Raw genomic sequence first — 25,290 nt, forward strand, 5'->3', positions numbered from 1 at the left:
CAGGGCATACCGTGAGGAGTCGTACGCCTGAACCGGGAGGAGAGTCGAATGGGCAGCCGTACCGCGCTGGTCGAGGATCTGATGGAGCGGTTTCCGCAGGTGCCGCGGGAAGCCGTCTTCAAGGAGGACCTGCTGCGCGGCGGAGTCGCCTTCGACCCGTCGGCGCTGAGCGACAACGAGAGCGGTGAGGTGAAGCCGAAGTCGTACTTCATCTTCTCCTTCGACCACGGCACGCTGCCCGAGCTGGGCGAGGCCGCGCTGCGCCGCCCGCCGGAGGAGATCATCCTCACCGGCGGCCCCTACGACCTGCGTCGCACGGTCGTCTCCGTCCGGGTGAACCCCGCCTCGCCCTACCGGGTCGCCGCCGGCGAGGACGGCGTGCTCGGCCTCTACCTCGACGGCAAGCGGATCGCCGACGTCGGCGTGCCGCCGATGCCGGAGTACTACCGGCACAAGCTGTCCAACGGGAAGTCCGTGATGGAGGTGGCGCCCACCATCCAGTGGGGTTACCTGATCTACCTCACCGTCTTCCGTGTCTGCCAGTACTTCGGCGCCAAGGAGGAGTGCCAGTACTGCGACATCAACCACAACTGGCGCCAGCACAAGGCCGCCGGACGGCCCTACACCGGCGTGAAGGACGTCGAGGAGGTCCTCGAGGCCCTGGAGATCATCGACCGCTACGACACGCAGAAGGCGTCCACCGCCTACACGCTGACCGGCGGCGCCATCACGAAGACGGTTTCCGGGCGGGACGAGGCCGACTTCTACGGCCACTACGCCAAGGCCATCGAGGAGCGCTTCCCCGGCCGCTGGATCGGCAAGGTCGTCGCCCAGGCACTGCCCAAGGCCGACGTGCAGCGCTTCAAGGACTACGGCGTGCAGATCTACCACCCCAACTACGAGGTGTGGGACGAGTACCTGTTCAAGATGTACTGCCCCGGCAAGGAGCGGTACGTCGGCCGCGACGAGTGGCACAAGCGGATCCTCGACTCCGCCGAGGTGTTCGGCGCGCGCAACGTCATCCCCAACTTCGTGGCCGGCGTCGAGATGGCCGAGCCCTTCGGCTTCAAGACCGTCGACGAGGCCATCGCCTCCACCACCGAGGGCCTGCGCTTCTTCATGTCGCACGGCATCACGCCCCGCTTCACCACCTGGTGCCCCGAGCCCACCACGCCGCTGGGCAAGGCCAACCCGCAGGGCGCGCCGCTGGAGTACCACATCCGGCTGCTGCAGGCCTACCGGCAGACCATGGAGGACTTCGGCCTCTCCTCGCCCCCCGGCTACGGCCCGCCCGGTCCCGGCCGCGCCGTGTTCTCCGTCAGCTCCTTCATGGACAGCCTTCCGGCGCAGGACGCGGCCCCGGTGAGCTGACGGTCACGGCCGGCGCCACCGGCGTCTGCCCTCAGGCGCCGTACACCGTGGCCGTGTCGGGGCGCGGCGGCGGCAAGTGGCGGGCCGCCGGGCCCCGTGCGAAGGCGCGCAGCAGGTTCTCCGTGGTGCGCGTGACGAAGGCGTGGGTACGGCCGTCCATGCCGTGGTCGTGACCGAGTTCGCCGGTGCCCGCCACCAGGCCCTCCACCCAGCGCATCGTGCCGGTGGCGAACACCCCGGCCCCGCTGGCCACCGTGTAGTACGCCGAGTCGCTGTGGCTTGCCCGGCCGTGGCACACCACAGGCGAGTGCGCGGTGATCTCCAGCGGGCCCGGAGCCGGGGAGCCCTCGGGCACCCGGTCGTACTCCACGCCGACGAGATGGGGGAAGCGCTCACCGGGGCGCACCCCCGTACCGTCGTACAGCCAGTGGCCGGCCGCCCGGACGACATAGGGCGCGTCGACCGGGTAGCCCTCGTAGAGCACCCCGGTCAGGGACGACTCGGGGTCGGGTGCGGGCGGCAGCCGGAAGTCGGTGGTGACCAGGGCGGGGCGGGAGCCGTAACAGGGGTCGGCCCGGAAGGCACTCTTGTAGCAGACCACCGTGCGCGCGTCCGCCGTCGCACCGGGCTCCAGCCGGATCCGGCGGAAGCACGTGTTGGCGCCGAGAAAGGCGACATTGGTGCCCGCGTCCCGGGCCGCGGTGACGTGGGCGCGCTGCTCGGGCGTCCAGTACTCGTCGTGCCCCAGGCACACCACGGCGTGCGCGCCGCGCAGCACCGAGGGGTCCCGGTGCACGTCGACGCCGGTGGTGTACGCCAGAGGAATGCCGAGCCGTTCGGCCAGCACCACCAGCGCCCGCTCGTACACCAGGAACTTCTCGGCGCCGCTGCCGTCGTACGGGCGGTCGAAGGTCACCGCGAGGGAGCGGGACGCGTAGTCGCCGAGCGACCCGGCGTACAGGCTGCTTCCGCCCCAGCGGTTGTACGCCTGCCACGTGGCCGGGGCGTGCAGCAGGACCGTGCGCCCCGCGCCCTCGGCGGAGCGGACGATCAGCGGGACGTAGCGCCGGTATCCGCTCTCCGACTCCAGCCGCAGCAGATACGCCCCCTCGGGCCAGCCGCCGGTGTGCACGGTGAGGGTGGCCGGCCAGTCGGCGTGCACGGTACGGGTCTTCGGCAGCAGCCGCGGTGCGGGCCGGGCGCGGCCGGGTATGCGGTCCGAGGCCCAGATCAGCCGGGCCTGCCGTCCGCCGTACCAGCCGACCCGGAACGCGGTGACCCGGAAGGACGGGGCGGTCGTCGACACGTGCAGCGCGAACTCCTCGCCGGGTGTCACGCTCACCCGGTCGGTGTAGCCGGCCACGGCGTCCGGCGGCCCCGTCGCGCCCAGCCGCCAGTCGGCCGTACCCGGAGCGTCCCGCTCGGCCTCGGGCCGGTGCCGCCCGGCGTGCGCGGCGCCGGAGCCGGGCCGGCCCGGCCCGGCCGTGCACGCGGCGGCGCCGAGGCCCGCACCGGCGCACAGGCCGAGGAAGCGGCGGCGCGCGGGCCCGCCCGTTCCGTCTGCCACGCTCCCCTCACCTCCCGCAAGTCCGCCCGGCCCAGCGTCACCAGGTGCGGCGTCAGACGCAACCGGAGAAAAACAGTGGCGCCCCAAGGGCCGCCTTCCCTAGGGTGAGAGCGATCCGAGCGGTGACCTTCCCGGTCACCGCCACCGCATGTGCGAGGACGAGGAGGTGTCGACCGATGGCTGTCGTTGCGATGGGCGCTGCCCGCATCCAGGAATCCATCACGTCCACCTCCGTGGCCACCGGCTGACCGAACCCGCCGCGCCGAGCGCGCGCGGCCGCCGGGGCCGCCCCTTGCGAAGGGTCACCCCTTGAGCGCCAGCTCTGCTTCCTTCTCCATCTTCTCCGCCTTCTCCGCTCTCGCTCCCTACGGCTGGGACGAGGACTGGGCCGACGCGTTCGCCCCGTACGCAGCCGAAGGGCTGCTGCCCGGCCGCGTGGTCCGCGTCGACCGCGGCCAGTGCGACGTCGTCACCGCCGACGGCACGATCCGCGCCGACACCGCCTTCGTCACCCCGCACGACCCGCTGCGGGTCCTGTGCACCGGCGACTGGGCCGTCGTCGAACCCGCCGGCACGCCCCGCTACGTGCGGGCGTATCTGCCGCGCCGCACCGCCTTCGTGCGCTCCACCTCCTCCAAGCGGTCCGAGGGGCAGATCCTCGCCGCCAACGTCGACCACGCCGTCGTCGCCGTCTCCCTCGGCGCGGAACTCGACCTCGGCCGCATCGAACGCTTCCTCGCCCTCGGCTGGGAGTCCGGAGCGCAGCCCGTGGTCGTGCTCACCAAGGCCGACCTCGTGCCCGACCCGGCGACGCTCGGGTATCTCGTCCAGGACGTCGAGACCGCGGCGCCCGGTGTGCCCGTGCTGACCGTCAGCGCCGAGCAGGGCGACGGACTCGACGTGCTCGCAGCGGTCGTCGGCGGCGGCACCTCCGTCCTGCTCGGGCAGTCCGGCGCCGGCAAGTCCACCCTCGCCAACGCGCTGCTCGGCGCGGACGTGATGGAGGTCCAGGCCGTCCGGGACATGGACGGCAAGGGCCGGCACACCACCACCACACGCAACCTGCTGGCCCTGCCCGGCGGCGGCGTCCTCATCGACACCCCCGGCCTGCGGGGCGTCGGCCTGTGGGACGCCGGAGGCGGGGTCGGACAGGTCTTCGCCGAGATCGAGGAGCTGGCCGAGGAGTGCCGGTTCCACGACTGCGGCCACGAGACCGAGCCGGGGTGCGCGGTACGGGCCGCCCTGGAGTCGGGCGAGCTGCCGGAGCGGCGGCTGGAGAGCTACCGCAAGCTCCAGCGTGAGAACCAGTACATCGTCGCCAAGACCGACGCCCGGCTGCGCGCGGAGATCCGCAAGGAGTGGAAGCGGCGGGGGGCGGCGGGGAAGGCGGCGATGGAGGCCAAGAGGGGACGCTTCAGCTAGGTCCCGGGACCCGACTCACCTCCACGTCCGATTTCCGCCAGTCGGGGCGCGCCGGGTGGCGGAGACTGGTTCTCGTGATGGACGAGGACAGCAGGTACGAGGCCGTGCGCAGCCGGGACGCCCGGTTCGACGGCGAGTTCTTCTTCGCCGTCGAGACCACCGGGATCTACTGCCGCCCCAGCTGCCCGGCCGTGACGCCGAAGCGTCGCAACGTGCGGTTCTTCGCGACGGCCGCCGCCGCGCAGGGCTCCGGGTTCCGGGCCTGCCGGCGGTGCCGTCCGGACGCCGTGCCCGGCTCGGCCGACCACGACGTCCGCGCCGACGTCGTCGGCCGTGCCATACGGCTGATCGGCGACGGTGTGGTCGACCGCGAGGGCGTCGCCGGGCTCGCCGTACGCCTCGGCTACAGCGCCCGGCAGGTGCAGCGGCAGCTCACCGCCGAGCTCGGCGCCGGACCGGTCGCGCTGGCCCGGGCGCAGCGGGCGCACACCGCGCGCCTGCTGCTGCAGACCACCGAGCTGCCCATCACCGAGATCGCGTTCGCGTCCGGCTTCGCCAGCGTCCGGCAGTTCAACGACACGATCAAAGTCATCTACGCCTCCACCCCGAGCGAACTGCGGGCCGCCGCACCCGGCGCCCGGCGGGACGACACACCCGGCGTCGGCATCCCGCTGCGGCTCGCCCACCGGGGGCCGTACCAGGCGGGCCCCCTCTTCGACCTGCTGGCCCGCGAAGCCGTCCCCGGCGTCGAGGAGGTCAGCGGGCCGCCCGGCGCCCGCACCTACCGGCGCACCCTGCGGCTGCCGTACGGCACCGGGATCGCCGCCGTCGCGGAGCGCACCGGCACCGAGACCCGGGCCTCGGCCGCCCACCCCGGCGGCTGGCTCGACGCCCGGCTGCACCTCACCGACCCGCGCGACCTCACGACGGCCGTCCAGCGGCTGCGCCGCCTGTTCGACCTGGACGCCGACCCGTACGCCGTCGACGAGCGGCTCGGCGCCGACCCGCGGCTCGCCCCGCTGGTCGCCGCCCGCCCCGGACTGCGCTCACCGGGCGCCGCCGACCCGGAGGAGGTGGCGGTGCGCGCCCTGGCCGGGCCGGCCGGGACGCAGCGACTCGTCGTCGCGTACGGCAAACGGCTCGACGCGCCCTGCGGCAGCCTGACCCGGCTCTTCCCCGAGCCGGCCGTCCTCGCGCAGGCCGAGCCCGGCGGCCCCCTCGGCGCGCTCGCCGCCGCCCTGGCCGACGGCCGTCTGCGGCTCGACCCCGGCGTCGACCGCGACGACGCCGAGCAGGCCCTGCGCGCGCTGCCGGGCATGGACGCCGTCACCGTCGCCGTGATCCGCGCCCGCGCGCTCGGCGACCCGGACGTCGCCCCGCCCGGCCGGGCCGTACCCGACACCTGGCGCCCCTGGCGCACCTACGCCGTACAGCACCTGCTCGCCGCAGGGGAGTTGGAGAACCGATGACCACCCCGACGTACTTCACCCGGCTCGACAGTGTGATCGGGCCGCTGCTGCTCACCGCGGACCCGGACGGCGCGCTGACCTCGCTGTCCGTGCCGGAGCAGAAGGGCGGCCGGACCGTCCAGGACGGCTGGCGGCACGACGACGGCCCCTTCCGCGCGGCCACCGAGCAGCTCGCCGCGTACTTCGCCGGCGACCTCAAGGAGTTCGACCTGCCGCTGCGGGTGCACGGCACCGCCTTCCGTGAGCGGGTGTGGGACGCCCTGGACTCCGTGCCCTACGGGGCGACCAGCACGTACGGCGAGATCGCCGCACGGATCGGCGCGCCCCGGGCCGCCGTGCGGGCCGTCGGCGGCGCGATCGGAGCCAACCCGCTGCTGGTCCTGCGGCCCTGCCACCGGGTGATCGGCGCGAACGGCTCGCTCACCGGGTACGCGGGCGGGCTGGAGCGCAAGACGCGGCTGCTCACGCTGGAGGGTGTTCTCTAGGGGGTTTCCTCCAGGCCCCAGCTGTGGATGCGCAGCGGGCGGATGCGGATGACCTCCTCGCTGAAGTGCGGGCCCAGCTCGTGCGGGCCGACGAGGAGGTCGGCCTCGCCGCGGATGTCGACGCCGCGCACCCGCCACGGGCGCACGCTCACCACGTCGTCGACGACCAGGGCGACCTTGGGGTTCTTCTGCAGGTTGCGCCACTTCTTGGTGGTGCCCATGGCGAACCCGCCGATCAGGACGGTGCCGTCGTCCTGGAGGAAGAAACCGACCGGGTTGGCCTGCGGCTGCCCGGTCGCATCGACCGTGGCCATCCGGCCCACCCGCTGCGACCTCAGGTACGCACGCTCGACCGCGCTGAATTCCGTCATGCCCCCACCCAAGCACCGACGCCCGCCTCGGCACATCGGATCCTGGCCCTAAGGCCTCAGGCTTACGGCCGGCCGGTTTCGGGGGGTCGCCGCCTCGGCGGCCGGACGGAGTGCCTGTGACGGCCCGCCGCGGTCGCGTCGTGGCGTGGCCGGCGTGCCTGGAGTCCGCGGCCGGTTTCGGGGGTCCGCCGCGCCCGGGGCGGTCGCTCAGCCCCAGGTGATCGCGCCCAGCCAGGCCGCCGTGATCAGCAGGCAGGCGAACAGTTCCGCGAGCACGCTCCAGCCGCCGGCACGCATCGCCGTGCGCAGGGCCGCGCGGGCCTCGCCGTGCCGGCCCAGCCGCAGCCGCTCGGAGAGGTAGATGCCGCCGAGGAAGCCGGGGATCGCGCCCAGCACGGGAAGCAGCACGAAACCGGCCAGCGTGCCGATCCCGGCGTACACGGCCATGCGGGGGGTGGCGCCCGCGTCGCGCAGCCGGCGCGGCGGCAGCAGCCCACGCACCGCCTGGGACAGCAGCAGGACCGCGGTGGCGCCGACCAGGACGCCCCACGCGACCGGCTGGGGGTCCTTCAGCGCCCACCACAGCACGGCGGCCCACACCAGCCACGAGCCGGGCACGCCGGGCACCAGCACTCCGCACAGGCCGAGCAGCAGGACCACCCCGACCAGCAGGAGTTCCCACACTCCCATCTGCCCAGAGTGCCGGAGCGAGCGGGAAGTCGCAGATGGGGGCGCGGGCGGGGAGGCGGGCCGCTCACGCGTCCCGGGTCACCCAGCCCCGCTCGTACGCCTGCCAGCCCAGCTGGAGGCGGGTGGCCACGCCGGCCAGCTCCATCAGCCGTTTCACGCGGCGCTGCACGGTGCGCAGACCCAGATCGAGCTGTTTGGCGACGCTCGCGTCGGTGAGCCCGGCGAGCAGCAGCGACAGGATCTCCAGATCGGTGCCGTCGGGGCCGTCCGGGCCCTCCTCGATCACCCCTTGCGGCCCGAGCCGCAGCGGCAGGGCGCCGCGCCACACCGACTCGAACAGACCCGCCAGCAGCTCCAGCAGCCCGCTCGCGTGCACCACCAGCGCGGCCGGCTCCGCGCGACGGGAGGTGAGCGGCACCAGCGCGAGGGCGCGGTCGGCGACCACCAGCTTCGTCGGGACCTCGTCCACCACACGGACCTGTTCACCACGGGAGAGCGCCGCGGTCAGCTCCGTGAAGCCGTACGGCAGGTCCAGCACGGAGCGCTCCACGACCACGCGATAGCGCACGCCCCGGCCGGCCGCCTGCTCCTCGGCGTCGTTCTCCATGCCGGAGACGACCATCGGGTTTCCGGTGACCAGCGCGCACACCTCCTCCGTCGCGCCGAGCTGCAACTGCAGGAAACGCTGGGCGACCGCGGCCGCGCCCGTGACCACCTCGACCAGGTCGTGCACGGCCGGTTCGGCGGCGTTCGCCCGGTACTCCTCGGCCAGCAGGGCCGCGGTCAGCTCGGCCGTCTCCAGCTCGTGCCGCCGCCGGGTGAGCAGCGCGCCGAGCGCCACGCCGGGCGGGGCGGCCACCCAGCGGCCGGGCCGGCCGGACGACTGCGCGGCCAGACCCTGCCGCTCCAGGCGGCGCAGAGCGCGCTCGGTGTCGGATTCGGCCCGCGACAGCCGGCGGGACAGGTCCGGTATGTCGGCCGCGCCCAGCGACACCAGGGCGCGGTACGCCGACTCGTCCGTCTCGTCCAGCCCGATCGCCGCCAGCATCAGCGCGCGCCCTCCCGTCGGATTCCACCAGCAGTGGCATGCCCCGGGCCCCGGTCGGCCCATCCATGGCGGAAAACAGCCACGGCGCAAACCCGCCGCCCGACATCATCGCCGCAGAACCACTCCCTCTGCCAAGGTGTGGCCACGGCCGCTTCCTGTGATCATCCGGCGATCCGCCGCGCGGCCGTTCTTCCGACGTGACCGGGGCCCGAGACGCGCATCCGCGTGAAGGGGATCCGGGGCCTGGTCACCCTGTCGTCGCCGGGCGGTCCTCCCGTGGGGGGTGGGGCCGCCCGACGACCGCCGAGTCCCTTGGCGGCGCCCGGGCGTTCGCCCCCTTGTTCGACAGGTCGCCCGACACGCCGTCAGTCGCGCCCCGGAGTGCCGCATTTTCCGGATGCCCCGTTTTCATCCGGGCCGTGCGGTGGACAATTGGGGGCATGAGTCAGCAGGGGGGAAGGCCCACCGGCCGGGAGGACGACTGGTGGGGGCAGCTGTACGACGACGCCACGACGGACACGGGCCCCAGTGCGGCGCCCGACTCACTGGACGACCGCTTCGCCTCGGCGACGGGCACGCTCGGCCGCCGGCCGGCCACCCCGTCCGATGCGAAACCTCCGGACACCGCGCGGGCCCCGGACACCGCCCGCGCTCCGGACACTTCCGGGCAGCGGCCGGCGCCGGGCGCGCCACCATCGTCCCCACCTCCGCCCGCCGTACCGGCCCAGCGGGACCGGGCCCCGGCTCCGGACGCCGCCCCGCCCGGCGGTGAGCTCCGGCAGCCGCGAGCCCCCTGGGAACCACCGCCCGCGACACCCCCGGGCCCCGCGACCTTCCCGCCGGGGCCGACACCGCCCGGTTCCGACGAGCGGGCAGCGCAGTCGCCGGGACGACCCGGGGCGTACGACGCGGGCAGCGGCCGTAAGGACGACGACTCCCCGGCACAGGCTCCCGCGCCCGGCGCGGGCACGGGCGACGTCCCCGTGGCCGACGCCGATGACCGGCCCGCCTCCGTCCGGCCCGTCTTGCTTCCCGCGCCCCGTTCCCACGTCGGCTCCGGCCCGCCCACCTACGACGCCGAGCCCACCGCTCTGCCCGCCGCCGACCCCGGCGACCTGGACGCTCTCGTGCCGGACACGGTGCTGGACGGGTCCCGGTACGGGGTGTGCACCGTGCGGGCCGTGTCGGTGCGCGGGGACTCCGCGCGCTTTCGCGGGGAACCGCGCCGGGACGCGCTCCTCACCGCCCGGTTCGGCAGCGGGGAGCACGCCCTCGTGCTCGTGGCCATGGCGTCCGGCGCCCGCGCCACGCCGGCCGCGCACCGGGCGGCGGCCGAGGTGTGCCGGTGGATCGGCCGGGCGGTGGGCCGCAGTCACGCCCGGCTCGTCGAGGATCTGCGGGCCGCCCGGCGCGGCGACCTGAAGTCGGGGCTGCACCGGCTCACCGACCGCAGCCTCGGCAGGCTGCGCGCCACCGCCGCCGAACAGGGCCTCACGCCCGAGGAGTACTCCGCCACGCTGCGCTGTCTGCTGCTGCCCGCCGACCCGGCCTGCCGTACCCGCGTCTTCTTCGGCGTCGGCGACGGCGGACTGTTCCGGCTGCGCGGCGGCGCGTGGCAGGACCTCGAGCCGCAGGTGACCGAGGTGCCCAGCGGTGAGCCCGTCGTCGGGTTCGGGTCGCCGCCGGCCGAGACGCCGCAGGGCGACCGGCTCACCATGGACCTGGGCATCCCGACGCCCCCGAGCCCCTACGAGCCGGCGCCCGAACCGCCCCCCGCACCCTTCCGCTTCCGCGCCTCGCTCGCCCGTCCGGGTGATGTGCTGCTGATGTGCACGGCGGGCCTGGCCGAACCCTTCGCCGGCGAGCCGGAACTCGCCGCCCACCTCGGCGGCCGGTGGTCCGCCCCCGAACCGCCGGGCCTCGCCGCCTTCCTCGCCGACGCCCAGGTGCGCGTCAAGGGGTACGCGGACGACCGTACGGCCGCGGCCGTTTGGGAGGCGTAACCGCGCCCGCTGTGCCTCCATGGAAACCGGGGCGTCATCACCGACCCACGACCCGGCCGAGGACATCCGCCGGACAGCGAAGGGGCAGACGAGCAGCCATGGCCAAGCAGAACGTCGCCGAACAGTTCGTCGACATCCTCGTCCGCGCGGGCGTCAAACGCCTCTACGGCGTCGTCGGCGACAGCCTCAACCCGGTCGTGGACGCCGTCCGCCGCAACGCCGCCGTCGACTGGATCCACGTCCGTCACGAGGAGACCGCCGCCTTCGCCGCCGGGGCGGAGGCCCAGATCACCGGCCGGCTCGCCGCCTGCGCCGGCTCCTGCGGGCCCGGCAACCTCCACCTCATCAACGGTCTCTACGACGCCCACCGCTCCATGGCCCCGGTGCTCGCCCTCGCCTCCCACATCCCCTCCAGCGAGATCGGCCTCGGCTATTTCCAGGAGACCCACCCCGACCAGCTGTTCCGCGAGTGCAGCCACTACAGCGAGCTGATCTCCAACCCCCGGCAGATGCCGCGGCTGCTGCAGACCGCCATCCAGAACGCCGTCGGCCGCAGCGGCGTCAGCGTCGTCGCCCTGCCCGGCGACATCGCCGCCGAACCGGCGCCCGAGCGGGCCGCGGAGTCCGCCCTGGTCACCGCACGGCCCACGGTCCGGCCCGGCGACGCCGAGATCGACCGGCTCGTCGACCTGATCGACGGCGCCGAACGCGTCACGCTGTTCTGCGGCAGCGGCACCGCCGGGGCGCACGCGGAGGTCATGGAGTTCGCCGCGAAGATCAAGTCTCCGGTGGGACACGCCCTGCGGGGCAAGGAGTTCATTCAGTACGACAATCCTTTCGATGTCGGGATGAGCGGGCTGCTCGGCTACGGCGCCGCCTACGAGGCCACCCACGAGTGCGACCTGCTGATCCTGCTCGGCACCGACTTCCCCTACAACGCGTTCCTGCCCAACGATGTGAAGATCGCGCAGATCGACGTGCGGCCCGAACACCTCGGCCGGCGCTCCAAGCTGGACCTCGCCGTGTGGGGGGACGTGCGCGAGACGCTGCGCTGCCTGATCCCGCGCGTGCGGACGAAGGACGACCGGCGCTACCTCGACAAGATGCTCAAGAAGCACGCCGACGCGCTCGAAGGCGTGGTGAAGGCCTACACGCGCAAGGTCGACAAACACGTCCCGCTCCACCCCGAGTACGTCGCCGCCGTCCTCGACGAACTCGCCGACGACGACGCCGTGTTCACCGTCGACACCGGGATGTGCAACGTCTGGGCCGCCCGGTACCTCTCGCCCAACGGCCGCCGCCGCATCATCGGTTCCTTCTCGCACGGCTCGATGGCCAACGCCCTGCCGATGGCCATCGGCGCGCAGTTCACCGACCGGGGCCGCCAGGTGGTGTCGATGTCGGGCGACGGCGGGTTCTCCATGCTGATGGGCGACTTCCTCACCCTGGTCCAGTACGACCTGCCGGTGAAGGTCGTACTCTTCAACAACTCGGCGCTGTCCATGGTGGAGCTGGAGATGCTGGTCGCCGGGCTGCCACCCCACGGCACCGCCAACAAGAACCCCGACTTCGCCGCGGTCGCCCGTGCCTGCGGCGCCCACGGCGTTCGGGTGGAGAAGCCCAAGCAGCTCGCCGGTGCGCTCAAGGGCGCTTTCCGGCACAAGGGTCCGGCGCTCGTCGACGTCGTCACCGATCCCAACGCGCTGTCCATCCCGCCGAAGATCAGCGCCGAGATGGTCACCGGCTTCGCCTTGTCCGCCTCGAAGATCGTGCTGGACGGCGGGGTCGGCCGCATGGTCCAGATGGCCCGCTCCAACCTGCGCAACGTCCCGCGTCCCTAGCGGGCGTCCCGCCGGGCGCCCTGGCCGTCTTCCGTACCGTCGTGATCCGGCCAAGTTCCGGGGGCCGGAACCGGGTGCCGTGCGTCCCCTGTGGCCACACGTCCCGCGGGCGCGCGGCCGAGGGGGCGGTCGGAGGATGTGCGCGCACGGCGTGACCGCCCGGGCGGGTCTGCAAGCGCGTTCGCCGCCGGGCCGGGCGGTGGCCGAACATCCGGTCGTCGCCGAGGCCGGATGACTGCCTCCCGAGCGGTCGGGCATGCATCCCCGTGAACGTGTTCGAGCAGGAGGGATACGGCCATCGGCACGCAGGCGGGGGTCATGACCAGGCAGGCACGAAGGAGCGTACCGGTGACGACGGGGGCCTACTCGGCCGAGGCAGTGGAGGACAGGACGGACAGCGGCGGGGACCGCATACCGGCGCCGCAGTTGCGGCGCCGGTTCGCACGACGCGACCTGCGGGCCGTGTCCGAGGCGCGCAGGGCCCTGCGGGAGCTGCTGGGGCAGTGGGGGAGAGCCGCAGGAGTCGACACGGCGGAGCTGCTGACCAGCGAACTGGTCACCAATGCGCTGGTGCACACCGACCACGAGGCGGTGCTGACGGCGACGATCTGGCCGCGCGGTCTGCGGGTCGAGGTGCGGGACTTCGTCGGCCGCAGACCACGACTGCGCGTGGCGGACGCCGACGACGACACGCACGGCAGGGGGCTGATGCTGGTGCAGTCCCTCGCGGACGCGTGGGGGGTGCGGGCGCACGGGGTGGGAAAGGCGGTCTGGTTCGAGCTGCACGCCGCGTGAGCGGACCGGGGCGCGCAACAGGGCGGGGCCGCGACCCTGTTCGGTCGCGGCCCCGCCCCTCACGTACTGACTAGCCGAACTGCTGCTCGAGGTCCTTCAGCTTGCGCTCGAGGGAGTCGAGCCGCGGCAGGGCCTGTGTGTCGTCCTCCGCGGTGAGGTCGACGGTGATGGCCTCAGACCCGCTCCGGACCGGCTGCAGGGAGGGACGCGCGCGCACGGGCAGTTGCTCCGACGTCGATATGGCAGGCTCCGCGGAGAGCTCGTTGCCGCCGCGCTCCACCGCCTGCACCTCCACCTCACGGCCGGAGCCACGGCCGGCGAACCCTCCGTGCCCACGGCTGATGGCCTTCAGCTGTGCCCGCTCCACACGGTCCTTCTCACGCTGCAGACGGCGCGCCTCCTCCTTGCGCCGCTCGTCGTCGCGCACCTCGTCCACGGCCTCGTCCAGGCTGCGCACGCCCTCCAGCAGCATCAGCGACCAGGCCCTGTACGTCTCACGCGGCGCCCTCAGCCAGCGCACTATCCGGATCTGCGGCAGCGGCCGCGGGATCAGCCCCTGCTCGCGCAGCGCCGCACGGCGGGTCTGCTTCAGCGCCCGGTCGAACAGCACGGCCGCCGACAGGGACATGCCCGCGAAGAAGTGCGGGGCACCGGCGTGGTTGATGCCGCGCGGCGCGTGCACCCAGTTGAACCAGGCGGCCGCGGCCGCGAACATCCACACCAGCAGCCGGGAGCCGAGGGCGGCGTCGCCGTGGCTGGCCTCCCGCACCGCGAGCACGGAGCAGAACATGGCCGCCCCGTCCAGGCCGAACGGGACCAGGTACTGCCAGCCGCCGGTCAGGTTCAGGTTCTGCTCGCCGAAGCCCACCAGTCCGTGGAAGGAGAGCGCGGCCGCGACCGCGGCGCAGCAGAAGAGCAGCACATAGGAGACCGTGCCGTAGAGGGCCTCCTTGCGCCTGCGGCGCTCCTCGGCGCGCTCCCACGAGTCGTCGGTGCTCGCGTTCTGGCCGGAGGAGCGCTTTCCGCGCGCGAGCACCGCCACCGCCGCCAGCATGCCCAGGAGCAGTACGGCGCCCGGAAGCAGCCAGTTCAGCGATATGTCGGTCAGTCTCATCACGGGTCCCTTGCATTGGGATAGGGCGTAACGCCCGCCATAGTGGCCCAATCCCGCCATCCCTCAGGGGGTTTCGGGGCAAGAGGCCGCCAAGGAGGTGCAAGGGGATGCCCAGGGCGGCGTTCTGCTCGAACTGCCGCGTGAGGGGCGGGAGTTGAGTTCGAATAAGACTACCCGTACGGGTGGTTCCACGGGAACTTCCTGCGGATGGTGAGGAAGGTGTGAAACGGCTGTGTCCGTACGCGTGTCCCACTCGCGGCTGATCTTAGAGGATGTCGCGGTGACGTGGTGCCCGAGGGGGCGTCAACTGTGCCCAGGCGCACGCCTCGTGGGGCGAGAAGGCGTCAAATGACGTGGAGTCAGGTGGTGGCGGCGGACATGAGCTTGGTGAGGCGGTCCGTGTCGCAGGTGCGGGGGCAGGTGGCGCAGGTGTCCTCGGGGCGCACGGTGTAGAACATGCAGCAGCTCGCCCGGTCCCGGGTGGGGAGCCGTTCGCCGTTCGGACCGGACAGTTCACGGAACGCCGCCGCGCCGGCGTACGGCTTCGTCGAGCCCGGCAGCAGCAGCTCCAGTTCACGGCGCGCCCGCTCCTCCTCGCCGAGCAGATGGGCGACGTACCACAGGCCCTCCACGACCTCGTCGGTCACCATGCCCCACAGTGCGCGGCCCCGGCGCCGCATCCGCGGGCCGAACGCGGCGAGCAGCGGTTCGGCGTGCTCGGCGATCGCACCGCGCACCTCGGCCCGCAGGGCCTCCTCGTCCGGGACCACGCGGGCGGCGGGGTGGGCAGTCGCCGGGTCGCCCGGCAGGCAGGCGAAGGAGGCGGGGCGTACGGCCATGCGGCCGGCCGTGCGGTCGTAGGAGACGTGGGTCACGGGCAGGCGCGGGACGCGGCGGTTCAGGAACCACGGGACGGTGATCAGCAGGCAGACCGGCCAGGCGTACCGGTGCAGGCCGAAGCTCGCGACGACGTCGGGGCGGGCGCGGGTGCCGTAGTCGCGCAGCACCTGGGCGTCGTCCCAGGCCAGGAAGGTGTCCAGGGCGGCCGGGTCATGGGCGAGCGCGGCGCCGGGGGTCCAGGTGCCGTCGTGGGGGAGCGGGTCGTGCGCTTGCAGCTCGGTGATCGTCAGCCCGGGGCAAGGCCTCGGTGAGGCGGGCGTAGGCGTCCGCGGTGGGGGCGGGCGGCGGGACGGGCATGGGGGATCACCGATCCTGGGGCGGGACTCACGGAAGGGCGGACTGAAGGCGCGGGCCTGAAGGTGCGGGACAGAAGGTAAGCCTTACCTTAGTGGATCGTGACCGGATTTGAGCTGGTGGCTTCTGGGCCTAAGGTGCTTGACGGACGAGTAACAACCCGTCGTAATGACCGCAAGTACTGACAAGCCCGGAGGAGGAGCCGTGGAACAGAGGGCGCAGGGCTCCGCCGGGAGGTCTTCCGGGGGGTCTTCCGGGGTCGGGGCTCCCGCTGTGCGGGGGCTGTATGTGCCGCAGCAGCCGACGGCCGCCGATGTGGACCGGGCGGTTGCCGGCCGGGACGAGGCGGTGCGCGGTGAGCACAGGCACAGCGAGCGGCCGGTGGTGCGACGCTCCTCCGTGCGGGGGCAGATCCTGGACGCGTTGCGTTCCGCGCTGCTCGCGGGGGAGCTGAAGCCCGGCGAGGTGTACTCCGCGCCTGTGCTGGGGGAGCGGTTCGGGGTGTCGGCGACGCCGGTGCGGGAGGCCATGCAGCAGCTGGCGCTCGAGGGTGCCGTGGAGGTCGTGCCCAACCGGGGGTTCCGGGTCGTGCTGCGGGACGCGCGTGAGCTGGCCGAGCTGGCGGAGGTGCGGACGCTGATCGAGGTGCCGGTGATGCTGCGGCTCGCGCGGGTGGTGCCGGTGGAGCGGTGGGCGGAGCTGCGGCCGCTGGCGGAGGCGACGGTGCGGGCGGCGGCGTCCGGGTGCCGGGCCGCGTACGCGGAGTCGGACCGGGCGTTTCATCGGGGGGTGCTGGGGCTGGCGGGAAACGCGCAGTTGGTGCGGATCGTCGATGACTTGTACCGGCGGGGGCAGTGGCCGTCGGGTGGGGGGCGGGCGGAGCTGTTGGCTGATGCGGCTGAGCATGTGGCGTTGCTGGATGCGTTGATCGGGGGGGCGGTGGAGGTGGTGCGGGAGCTGGTTTCCGGGCATTTCGGGTGACGGGTGTTCGTTCGGGGGCGCCCTTGTCCGGTGCCGGCCGCTGCGGGCGGACACCCCTCACCCCGTCCCCTTCCCGCCGCCGGCGACTGCACCAACGCCGTGGCGCGCGCCTTCAGCTCGCTGAGCTGCGGGCAGTCGTGCCCCTGGGGCGGCACGGGAGGGCTGGGGGTCCCCCCTGCTCGAAGAGCTTGGGGGGAGGCACCCCGCCGGCGCCGGTGAGCGCACCCCACCGCGGTCACTTCGGCACCGGGCCCCGCGTGACGCCGGGTCGCGCACCCCACCTCCCGGCGAGCCCCTACGCTGTCGCCGCCGGAGGCGCGAGCTGGGTGGCCAGCCAGGTGGGGACTCCGCCGAGGAGGCGGAAGAGCCGGCGGGCCTCCTCGCGCAGGCGGGACGCCTCCGGTTCCGGTTCGGTGTCCGCGAGGGACGCCAGTGCCGGGGCCGTACCGACGAGGTAGCCCAGCTCTTCGCGCAGCCGCAGGGATTCCGTGAAGCCGTGGCGGGCCTCGGCCAGTTCGCCCTCGCGCAGGGCGAGGCCCGCCAGGTGGCGCCATGTGAAGGAGAGCAGCAGCGGGTCGGCGTGCGCGGTCGCGCCGGCGTGGGCCCGGCGGAACGCGGCGTGCGCCGCCTGGGGCGCGTCGCCGAGGTTCTGGGCGACCAGGCCGCGGCGGAAGTCCAGCAGCGCGCGTGCGTGGGAGTCGCGGGGGATCAGTGCCGCCGCCCGGCCGAGCGCGGCGCGGGCCTCGTCGGCCCGGTCGCGCACCCCGTGCAGGGTCGCGGCGTAGGCCACGTACCCGCGTTCACAAGCGGCCGCGCCGCGCTCCTCGTCCGTGTGGGCCAGCGCCTCCGCGGTGCGCAGCGCGTCCTCCGCCTCCTCCCAGCCCTGCTCGGCGTACAGGCAGCGTTCCGCGAGCAGCGCGGCCCGCTGGAGAGCCGCGGCCGCGGTGTCCGGCTTCAGCAGTTCCGCCGCGTCGGTCCAGCATGCGCGGGAGCGCAGCCGCCATACCGCGGTCTGGAGGGGATCGTCAGCTGCGGTCGTTCCGGTACCAGACATGGCGGTATGCGCCACATTGCCCTCCCCGAGCACGCCATTGAGCTATGAGTGGTGGCGGCATTCCAGCACCAATCGCGGCGCCGGGCCAAGGGGGTGGGTGAAGGAATTCACAAAGTCGGGTCGCTCTTCGGTCAGCTCATGCGCAGCGCCAGGAAGAAGTCCAGCTTGTCCTCGAGGCGCGAGAGGTCCCGGCTCGTCAACTGCTCGATTCGCCCGACCCGGTAGCGCAGCGTGTTGACGTGCAGGTGGAGGCGGGTGGCGCAGCGGGTCCAGGAGCCGTCGCAGTCGAGGAACGCCTCCAGGGTGGGGATCAGCTCGGCGCGGTGGCGGCGGTCGTAGTCGCGCAGCGGGTCTAGGAGGCGGGCCGTGAAGGCGCGGCGGACGTCGTCGGGGACGAAGGGGAGCAGCAGGACGTGGCTCGCCAGTTCCTGGTGGCCCGCGGCGCAGACCTGGCCCGGGCGTGCCGCGGCCACCCGGCGGGCGTGCCGGGCCTCCTCCAGAGCGCCGCGCAGTCCCTCCGCCGAGTGCACGGCCGCGCTCACCCCGAGCGTGACGCGGCCGTCGCCGTCCAGGCCGGCGGTCAGCGGGTCCCGCACCGTCTGCAGCAGCGTGTCGGCCAGGATGCCGGCCTCGGTGCCGTCGTGCTCGGTGGCGACGGCCGGCAGCGGCACCAGGGCGATCGCCTCGTCGCCGGTGTGGGCGACCGCGATGCGGTCGGACGGCTCGGGCCCGGTCGCCTGCGGGTCGACCAGGATCTCCTCCAGCAGGGACTGGGCGACCGGGCCGCCGTCGACGTCCCCGCCGTCCCACTCCACGCGGGCCACGACCACCTGCCAGTGCGGGGCCGCGCCCAGGCCGGGCAGGAGGACCGGAGCGGCCACGCGCAGGCGCGCGGCGATCTCCGCCGGGGCCGCGCCCGTCTGGACCAGCTCGAGGACCTCTTGGGCCAGGCGGCGGCGGACCGTGCGGGCCGCGTCGCGGCGGTCCCGCTCGACCGCGATCAGCTGGGTGACGCCCTGCAGCAGGTCCAGGCGCTCCTCGGCCCAGTCGGAGGCGTCCGCCTCGACCGCGAGCAGCCAGTCCGACAGCACCGTCTCGCGCACGTCCCGGGCGGCCTGCGGGGAGCGGCCGCTGCTGCGGACCGGGAACAGGGAATACGGCGTCGGGCCGACCGTCACCCGGTGCGGGCCGCGGCGGCCGGTGCGGGTCGCCGCCAGGTGTTGGGCCGCGAGCCGGCCGCACACCTCGGCGGGGAGCCCGGGTCCCGCCTCCTTCGAGCCGGCGATCAGACGCCCGGTGGGGGAGAGCACCCACGCGCGCAGGTCGAGGTCGGAGCCCAGCAGGTCCAGGACGACGTCGGGGCCGCCACCGGCGGGGCCCGAGGTCATCATGCGGCGGTGCCGGTCCACCACGGCCGCGAGGTCTCCGGCGCGCTCGCCGGAGACCTGCCGTACGACGTGTTCGGTGATCGTCGCGAACGCCACCGACTCGTGCACCGCGAACAGGGGCAGGCGGTGGCGGGCGCAGGCCAGGACGAGGTCCTCGGGCACATCGCCCAGCTCCGCCTCGCCGGCCGCCAGCGCGGCCACGCCGGCCTGCACCAGGATCCGTACGAACGGCTCGGAGTCGTCGGCGTCCCGGCGCCAGGCCAGGCCCGTGAGCACCAGCTCGCCGCCGGAGAGGTAGCGGCTGGGATCGCGCAGGTCCGTGGTCATCACACCGCGCACGGTGCGGTCCAGTTCGTCCTCGCCGCCGAGGAGCCTCAGGCCCAGCGCATCGGTGTCCAGCAGTGCGCGCAGCCGCATTCTCGTCGCCGCCGTTCTTTGTCTCGAAAACTTCGGATGAATCTTGTGCCGAGGAGCCGGCGAAAGTGGCCGGGCGGTCGCGCCCGTGGGCTCCTGGGCTGTGTTCTCTGGTGCCAGAGGAAGGCGTGGAGGGTACCGAGCCCCTCACTTCATACGAATCTACAAGATGGCTCTTCTGGCCACCCAACTCCTTCAGTGTTTCCGTGACTGACCCGCATGGAGCAGTCGGCGGTGTACTGAGTCCACTCCGGGTGAACACCACATGAACGAGCCACCCCTGCCGCACACGGATTGACTCGATCTGCACGACCACGAGACGAAGAAGAGAGCCGGTCATGGACTTCCTTCGCCCCACCAGCTGGGAGGAAGCGCTCGCCGCCAAGGCCGAGCGCCCCGGCGTGGTGCCGATCGCGGGGGGTACCGACGTCATGGTCGAGATCAACTTCGACCATCGCCGGCCCGAGTACCTGATGGATCTCCAGCGCATCCGTGACCTCGGCGAGTGGGAGATCCGCGAGGACAGTGTGCGGCTGGGGGCCTCCGTCCCGTACACGCAGATCATGGAAAATCTCCGTGCCGAGCTGCCGGGCCTCGCGCTCGCCTCGCACACGGTCGCCTCCCCGCAGATCCGCAACCGCGGCGGCGTCGGCGGCAACCTCGGCACGGCTTCACCCGCCGGCGACGCCCACCCCGCCCTCCTCGCCGCCGGTGCGGAGGTCGAGGTGGAGTCGGCGGCCCGGGGCACCCGGATGATCCCGATCGACGACTTCTACACCGGCGTCAAGCGCAACGCCCTCGCGCCCGACGAGCTCATCCGCGCCGTGCACATCAAGAAGGCGGACGGTCCGCAGCAGTTCTCCAAGGTCGGCACCCGCAACGCCATGGTGATCGCGGTGTGCGCCTTCGGTATCGCCCTGCACCCCCGGACCCGCACCGTGCGGACCGGCATCGGCTCGGCCGCGCCCACCCCGGTCCGCGCCAGGACCGCCGAGGACTTCCTGAACGCCGCGCTCGAGGAGGGCGGCTTCTGGGACAACGGAAAGATCATCACGCCGTCTGTCGCGAAGCAGTTCGCCACCCTGTGCTCGGCCGCCTGCAACCCGATCGACGATGTGCGCGGCACCGCGAGCTACCGCCGCCACGCGGTCGGTGTCATGGCCCGGCGCACGCTGACCTGGGCCTGGGAGTCGTACCGCGGCGCCCGGCCCGCTGTCGAGGGAGTCGCGTGATGCGCGTCAACTTCACCGTCAACGGACGTCCGCAGCAGGCCGACGACGTCTGGGAGGGCGAGTCCCTGCTCTACGTCCTGCGTGAGCGTCTCGGCCTGCCCGGCTCGAAGAACGCCTGTGAGCAGGGCGAGTGCGGCTCCTGCACCGTGCGCCTGGACGGCGCGCCGGTCTGCTCCTGCCTGGTCGCCGCCGGCCAGGTGGAGGGCCGCGAGGTCGTCACCGTCGAGGGCCTGGCCGAATACGCCAGGCAGCGCGCCGAGGGCGGCCGCTCGTCCGGCGCCTGCGGCACCCCGCTCGACGAGGCCAAGGAGTGGCAGGCCCAGGGCGCCGACTCGCAGACCGGCGGGGGCGGCGAACTGTCCCCCGTCCAGCAGGCGTTCATCGACGCCGGCGCCGTACAGTGCGGCTTCTGCACCCCCGGACTGCTCGTGGCCTGCGACGAACTGCTCGAACGCAACCCGAGCCCGAGCGACGCCGACATCCGCGAGGCGCTGTCGGGCAACCTGTGCCGCTGCACGGGCTACGAGACGATCATGGACGCGGTCCGCCTCGCGGCCGCCCGCCAGACCGAGGGGGTGTGACGATGCCGTCCCCCGAGCGCTCCACCACGTTCGTACAGGGCCGAGCCCCCGCCGGCGCACCCGGGAAGATCACCCAGGGTGCGCAGACCAAGGGCGGCATCGGCGAGTCCACGCTCCGCCCCGACGGCATCCTCAAGGTCGCCGGCGAGTTCGCGTACGCGTCCGACCTGTGGCACGAGGACATGCTGTGGGGCCAGATCCTGCGCTCCCCCGTCGCCCACGCCGAGATCGTCTCGATCGACACCGGCGAGGCGCTGGCCACACCGGGCGTGTACGCCGTCCTGACCCACGACGACCTGCCCACCGAGGTGACCCGCTACGGCCTGGAGATCCGGGACACCCCGGTCCTCGCGCACGGCAAGGTCCGCCACCACGGGGAGCCGGTCGCGCTGGTCGCCGCCGACCACCCCGAGACCGCCCGCCGCGCCGCGGCGAAGATCAAGGTCGAGTACCGCGAGCTTCCGGTGATCACCGACGAGGCCTCGGCGCTCGCCCCGGACGCGATCCTCGTCCACGAGAACCGCGACGACGACCACATCGGCCACGTCCCGCACCCGAACATCGTGCACCGCCAGCCGATCGTCCGCGGCGACGTGGACCGCGCCCGCGAGCGGGCCGACGTGATCGTCGAGGGCGAGTACACCTTCGGCATGCAGGACCAGGCCTTCCTCGGCCCCGAGTCCGGTCTCGCGGTGCCCGAGGAGGACGGCGGCGTCCACCTCTACATCGCCACTCAGTGGCTCCACGCCGACCTGCGCCAGATCGCGCCCGTCCTCGGCCTGCCCGAGGAGAAGGTGCGGATGACGCTGGCCGGCGTCGGCGGCGCGTTCGGCGGCCGCGAGGACCTGTCGATGCAGATCCACGCCTGTCTGCTGGCGCTGCGCACCGGCAAGCCGGTGAAGATCGTCTACAACCGGTTCGAGTCCTTCTTCGGGCACGTCCACCGCCACCCGGCCACGCTGCGCTACGAGCACGGCGCCACCAGGGACGGCAAGCTGACACACGTGAAGTGCCGGATCGTCCTGGACGGCGGCGCCTACGCCTCGACCTCCTCGGCGGTCGTCGGCAACGCCTCCTCCCTCTCGGTCGGCCCGTACGCGGTCGACGACGTGGACATCGAGGCCCTCGCCCTCTACACCAACAACCCGCCCTGTGGCGCCATGCGCGGCTTCGGCGCGGTGCAGGCGTGCTTCGCCTACGAGGCGCAGATGGACAAGCTGGCGAAGGAGCTGGGACTGCACCCGGTGGAGTTCCGGCAGCTCAACGCCATGGAGCAGGGGACGATCATGCCGACCGGGCAGCCGGTCGACTCGCCGGCCCCGGTCGCCGAACTCCTGCGGCGGGTCAAGGCGATGCCGCTGCCGCCGGAGCGCCAGTGGGAGTCCAGCGAGGGCTCCGACGTACGGCAGCTGCCCGGCGGGCTGTCCAACACCACCCACGGCGAGGACGTCGTCCGCGGTGTCGGCTACGCGGTCGGCATCAAGAACGTCGGCTTCTCCGAGGGCTTCGACGACTACTCCACCGCCAAGGTGCGCATGGAGGTCGTCGGCGGCAAGCCCGTCGCGACCGTGCACACCGCGATGGCGGAGGTCGGCCAGGGCGGTGTCACCGTCCACGCCCAGATCGCCCGCACGGAACTGGGCGTCACCCAGGTGACCATCCACCCCGCCGACACCCGGGTCGGCAGCGCCGGTTCGACGTCCGCGTCCCGTCAGACGTACGTCACCGGCGGCGCCGTGAAGAACGCCTGCGAACTCGTCCGCGAGCAGGTCCTCGAGCTCGGCCGGCGCAGGTTCGGCTCCTCCCATCCGGCCTGGGCCACCGCCGAACTCCTGCTGGAGGGCGGCAAGGTCGTCACCGACGGCGGCGAGGTCCTCGCCGACCTGGCCGACGTCCTCCAGGACGACGTGGTGGAGATCGAGCAGGAGTGGCGGCACCGGCCGACCGAGCCCTTCGACCGGCGCACCGGCCAGGGCAACGGCCACGTCCAGTACTCCTTCGCCGCGCACCGCGCGGTCGTCGAGGTGGACACCGGGCTGGGCCTGGTGAAGGTCGTCGAACTGGCCTGCGCGCAGGACGTCGGCAAGGCGCTCAACCCGCTCTCCGTCATCGGCCAGATCCAGGGAGGCACCCTCCAGGGTCTGGGGGTGGCGGTGATGGAGGAGATCGTCGTCGACCCGAAGACCGCGCAGGTGAAGAACCCTTCCTTCACGGACTACCTGATCCCCACGATCCTCGACACGCCGACCATCCCGGTCGACGTGCTCGAACTCGCCGACGCACACGCTCCCTACGGGCTGCGCGGCGCCGGTGAGGCACCCACCCTGTCGTCCACTCCGGCCGTGCTCGCGGCCATCCGCGACGCCACCGGTCTCCCGCTCGACCGCACTCCGGTGCGGCCGGAACATCTGACCGGCACGGCGTGACACCAAGACTCTCCGGGCGGCGCAGGGAACGTCACACCCTCCACGCGCCGCCCGGAGGAACCCCCTTTGAGTCCCGCTCCGCTCGCGGTCCTCGAAGTACCTGCAGTTCGTTCGTCTCGGGCCGTCCCCCGGGCCGTCCATTCCCAAATCCCGCAGCCACGGCCCATCCGGCGCCGTCGGTTCCCACGCGGGTGCCCCTGTGAACCTTGGGAGATGGCACCATGACCCAGCAGTCAGTGGAGCCCAGGACCACCGCCGAAGAAGCGGGCTCGGGAAGCCGCGTCCCGGCCGGACGGTCCTGGCTCGACCGGTACTTCCACATATCCCAGCGGGGATCTTCTGTCGCGCGTGAAGTGCGCGGCGGCGTCACCACCTTCATGGCGATGGCGTACATCCTGCTGCTCAACCCCGTGATTCTCTCCGGCGCGGACAAGTCCGGGGACTCGCTCAGCCAGAAGGCGCTGATCACCGCGACCGCGCTGGGTGCGGCGTTCTGCACCCTTCTCATGGGCTGGTTCGGCAAGGTCCCGCTCGCCATGGCCGCGGGACTGTCCGTCTCCGGCGTACTGGCCGGTCTCGTGATGGGCAACAAGGACCTGACCTGGGCCCAGGGCCTGGGCATGTGCGTCGCCTACGGCGTCGTGATCATGCTCCTGGTCGTCACGGGTCTGCGCGAGCTCATCATGAACGCGATCCCGTTGCCCCTGAAGCACGGCATCACGATCGGCATCGGCCTCTTCATCGCGTTCATCGGTCTGGTGAAGGCCGGATTCGTGCACGCCGGACAGGCCACGCCGGTCACCCTCGGAAACGGAGGCGAACTCGTCGGCTGGCCCGTGCTGCTCTTCGCGGTCACGCTGCTGCTGATCTTCATGCTCCAGTCCCGGAACGTTCCGGGCGCGATCCTCATCGGCATCGTCTCCGGCACGGTCCTCGCCATGATCGTCAACGCCGCGGGCCTCGCCGACGACAAGGCCTGGGCCAACGGTGAGGCCCCCGCACTGCACGGCAGCGTGGTGTCGATGCCGGACTTCTCGCTCATCGGCAAGGTGTCCTTCGGCGGTCTGGGCGACGTCGGCTACATGACGGTCACCTTCATCGTCTTCACACTGGTGCTCGCCGGCTTCTTCGACGCGATGGCCACCATCATCGGCATCGGCACCGAGGCCAACCTCGCCGACGAGAAGGGCCGTATGCCCGGCCTGTCCAAGGCCCTGTTCATCGACGGTGCCGGTGGTGTCATCGGCGGTGTCACGGGCGGTTCCGGACAGTCCGTCTTCATCGAGTCCGCCACCGGCGTCGGCGAGGGTGCCCGCACCGGACTCGCCTCGGTCGTCACCGGCGGGTTCTTCGCCCTCTGTCTCTTCTTCACGCCGCTCACGGCGATCGTGCCCCGCGAGGTGGCCTCGGCCGCCCTCGTCACCATCGGCGCGATGATGATGATGAACGCCCGTCACGTGGACTGGGGGGACCGCTCCGTGGCGATCCCGGTCTTCCTGACGGTCGTGATCATGCCGTTCACCTACTCGATCACCCCCGGTGTCGCCGCCGGTGTGATCTCCTACGCGGCCATCAGAATCGCCCAGGGGAAGTGGCGGGAGATCGGCCCGTTCATGTGGGGACTGACCGTCCTCTTCGTCATCTACTTCGCGCTCCATCCGCTCCGTTCCCTGCTGGGCGTTCACTAGCCGCCCGGGCAACCACGGGCTGTACCGGCAGGGGGGGGGGGGGGGGGGGCCCCCCCCCGGGGGGGGGGGGGGGGGGGGCGGGTGGGGGCGCCCCCCCGGGGGGGGGCCCCGCGCGGGGGGGGCGCGGGGTGGTGGGGTGTACACCCCCCCCCCACA

Annotated in this window: 19 protein-coding genes and 1 pseudogene; 12 read left to right on the top strand and 8 right to left on the bottom strand. The window is 73.0% G+C overall.

The genetic code is table 11. The annotated features are described in order from the left end of the window. Positions 1-48: 48 nt before the first annotated feature. On the top strand, positions 49-1,371 hold the full coding sequence (locus ACF1GV_RS38170) for a radical SAM protein (protein ID WP_363262120.1): 1,323 nt from the start codon (positions 49-51) through the stop codon (positions 1,369-1,371). A gap of 31 nt (positions 1,372-1,402) precedes the next feature. Here ACF1GV_RS38170 and ACF1GV_RS38175 read toward each other — a convergent pair whose 3' ends face one another. Continuing rightward, positions 1,403-2,938 (bottom strand): N,N-dimethylformamidase beta subunit family domain-containing protein, encoded by a 1,536-nt coding sequence (locus ACF1GV_RS38175; protein ID WP_391690786.1) that lies wholly within the window; start codon positions 2,936-2,938, stop codon positions 1,403-1,405. Between the two features lie 309 nt (positions 2,939-3,247). Between ACF1GV_RS38175 and rsgA the strand changes: the two genes are divergently transcribed. From rsgA to ACF1GV_RS38190, 3 genes are all read left to right on the top strand, one after another. Further along, the gene (gene rsgA / locus ACF1GV_RS38180; RefSeq protein ID WP_391690789.1) at positions 3,248-4,360 is read left to right on the top strand and encodes a ribosome small subunit-dependent GTPase A; all 1,113 of its coding nucleotides are present in this window, start codon (positions 3,248-3,250) and stop codon (positions 4,358-4,360) included. Positions 4,361-4,437: 77 nt separating this feature from the next. Then, entirely contained in the window at positions 4,438-5,829 is a 1,392-nt protein-coding gene (locus ACF1GV_RS38185; protein WP_391690968.1) for a DNA-3-methyladenine glycosylase 2 family protein, read from the top strand. Next, positions 5,826-6,314 (top strand): methylated-DNA--[protein]-cysteine S-methyltransferase, encoded by a 489-nt coding sequence (locus ACF1GV_RS38190; RefSeq protein WP_391690792.1) that lies wholly within the window; start codon positions 5,826-5,828, stop codon positions 6,312-6,314. The genes ACF1GV_RS38185 and ACF1GV_RS38190 overlap by 4 nt, the downstream gene beginning before the upstream one ends. Here ACF1GV_RS38190 and ACF1GV_RS38195 read toward each other — a convergent pair. From ACF1GV_RS38195 to ACF1GV_RS38205, 3 genes are all read right to left on the bottom strand, one after another. Then, positions 6,311-6,685, bottom strand: coding sequence for a PPOX class F420-dependent oxidoreductase (locus tag ACF1GV_RS38195; RefSeq protein WP_363262116.1), 375 nt, complete (start codon positions 6,683-6,685; stop codon positions 6,311-6,313). The two genes, ACF1GV_RS38190 and ACF1GV_RS38195, sit on opposite strands and share 4 nt — an antisense overlap. Before the next feature lie 207 nt (positions 6,686-6,892). Next, a complete protein-coding gene (locus tag ACF1GV_RS38200; protein ID WP_391690796.1) occupies positions 6,893-7,375 on the bottom strand; it encodes a DUF456 domain-containing protein in 483 nt (160 codons plus the stop codon). Positions 7,376-7,439: 64 nt separating this feature from the next. Then, complete coding sequence (locus ACF1GV_RS38205; RefSeq protein WP_391690798.1) at positions 7,440-8,423, bottom strand: helix-turn-helix domain-containing protein; 984 nt, start codon at positions 8,421-8,423, stop codon at positions 7,440-7,442. 440 nt (positions 8,424-8,863) lie between these two features. On the opposite strand from ACF1GV_RS38205, the gene ACF1GV_RS38210 reads away from it, so the two are divergent. The 3 genes from ACF1GV_RS38210 to ACF1GV_RS38220 all read left to right on the top strand — a co-directional run bounded on the left by ACF1GV_RS38210 (position 8,864) and on the right by ACF1GV_RS38220 (position 13,062). Next, positions 8,864-10,426, top strand: coding sequence for a protein phosphatase 2C domain-containing protein (locus ACF1GV_RS38210; protein ID WP_391690801.1), 1,563 nt, complete (start codon positions 8,864-8,866; stop codon positions 10,424-10,426). A gap of 98 nt (positions 10,427-10,524) precedes the next feature. Beyond that, a complete protein-coding gene (locus ACF1GV_RS38215; RefSeq protein WP_391690804.1) occupies positions 10,525-12,267 on the top strand; it encodes a pyruvate dehydrogenase in 1,743 nt (580 codons plus the stop codon). Positions 12,268-12,615: 348 nt separating this feature from the next. After that, a complete protein-coding gene (locus ACF1GV_RS38220) occupies positions 12,616-13,062 on the top strand; it encodes an ATP-binding protein (RefSeq protein ID WP_391690807.1) in 447 nt (148 codons plus the stop codon). A gap of 70 nt (positions 13,063-13,132) precedes the next feature. On the opposite strand, the gene ACF1GV_RS38225 is transcribed toward ACF1GV_RS38220, so the two are convergent. Together ACF1GV_RS38225 and ACF1GV_RS38230 are read right to left on the bottom strand one after the other, a co-directional pair. Further along, positions 13,133-14,176 (bottom strand): DUF2637 domain-containing protein, encoded by a 1,044-nt coding sequence (locus ACF1GV_RS38225; protein ID WP_391690809.1) that lies wholly within the window; start codon positions 14,174-14,176, stop codon positions 13,133-13,135. Positions 14,177-14,535: 359 nt separating this feature from the next. After that, a pseudogene (locus ACF1GV_RS38230) lies at positions 14,536-15,373 on the bottom strand ((2Fe-2S)-binding protein). Positions 15,374-15,574: 201 nt separating this feature from the next. On the opposite strand from ACF1GV_RS38230, the gene ACF1GV_RS38235 reads away from it, so the two are divergent. Further along, positions 15,575-16,351, top strand: a complete 777-nt coding sequence (locus ACF1GV_RS38235) for a GntR family transcriptional regulator (protein WP_391690810.1) — start codon at positions 15,575-15,577, stop codon at positions 16,349-16,351. 295 nt (positions 16,352-16,646) lie between these two features. On the opposite strand, the gene ACF1GV_RS38240 is transcribed toward ACF1GV_RS38235, so the two are convergent. After that, positions 16,647-17,420 (bottom strand): hypothetical protein, encoded by a 774-nt coding sequence (locus tag ACF1GV_RS38240; protein WP_391690812.1) that lies wholly within the window; start codon positions 17,418-17,420, stop codon positions 16,647-16,649. A gap of 116 nt (positions 17,421-17,536) precedes the next feature. Continuing rightward, entirely contained in the window at positions 17,537-19,210 is a 1,674-nt protein-coding gene (locus tag ACF1GV_RS38245; protein WP_391690815.1) for a PucR family transcriptional regulator, read from the bottom strand. A gap of 335 nt (positions 19,211-19,545) precedes the next feature. On the opposite strand from ACF1GV_RS38245, the gene ACF1GV_RS38250 reads away from it, so the two are divergent. The 4 genes from ACF1GV_RS38250 to ACF1GV_RS38265 all read left to right on the top strand — a co-directional run bounded on the left by ACF1GV_RS38250 (position 19,546) and on the right by ACF1GV_RS38265 (position 25,134). Next, positions 19,546-20,439: an FAD binding domain-containing protein gene (locus ACF1GV_RS38250; RefSeq protein ID WP_391690817.1), complete on the top strand. Its 894-nt coding sequence runs from the start codon at positions 19,546-19,548 to the stop codon at positions 20,437-20,439. Beyond that, positions 20,439-21,020 (top strand): (2Fe-2S)-binding protein, encoded by a 582-nt coding sequence (locus tag ACF1GV_RS38255; RefSeq protein ID WP_391690820.1) that lies wholly within the window; start codon positions 20,439-20,441, stop codon positions 21,018-21,020. The genes ACF1GV_RS38250 and ACF1GV_RS38255 overlap by 1 nt, the downstream gene beginning before the upstream one ends. Positions 21,021-21,022: 2 nt before the next feature. Further along, positions 21,023-23,446: a xanthine dehydrogenase family protein molybdopterin-binding subunit gene (locus ACF1GV_RS38260; RefSeq protein ID WP_391690823.1), complete on the top strand. Its 2,424-nt coding sequence runs from the start codon at positions 21,023-21,025 to the stop codon at positions 23,444-23,446. Positions 23,447-23,667: 221 nt separating this feature from the next. Continuing rightward, on the top strand, positions 23,668-25,134 hold the full coding sequence (locus ACF1GV_RS38265) for an NCS2 family permease (protein WP_391690825.1): 1,467 nt from the start codon (positions 23,668-23,670) through the stop codon (positions 25,132-25,134). Positions 25,135-25,290: the final 156 nt, after the last annotated feature.

The organism is Streptomyces sp. NPDC014006, from assembly GCF_043088925.1.
Classification (GTDB): Bacteria; Actinomycetota; Actinomycetes; order Streptomycetales; family Streptomycetaceae; genus Streptomyces.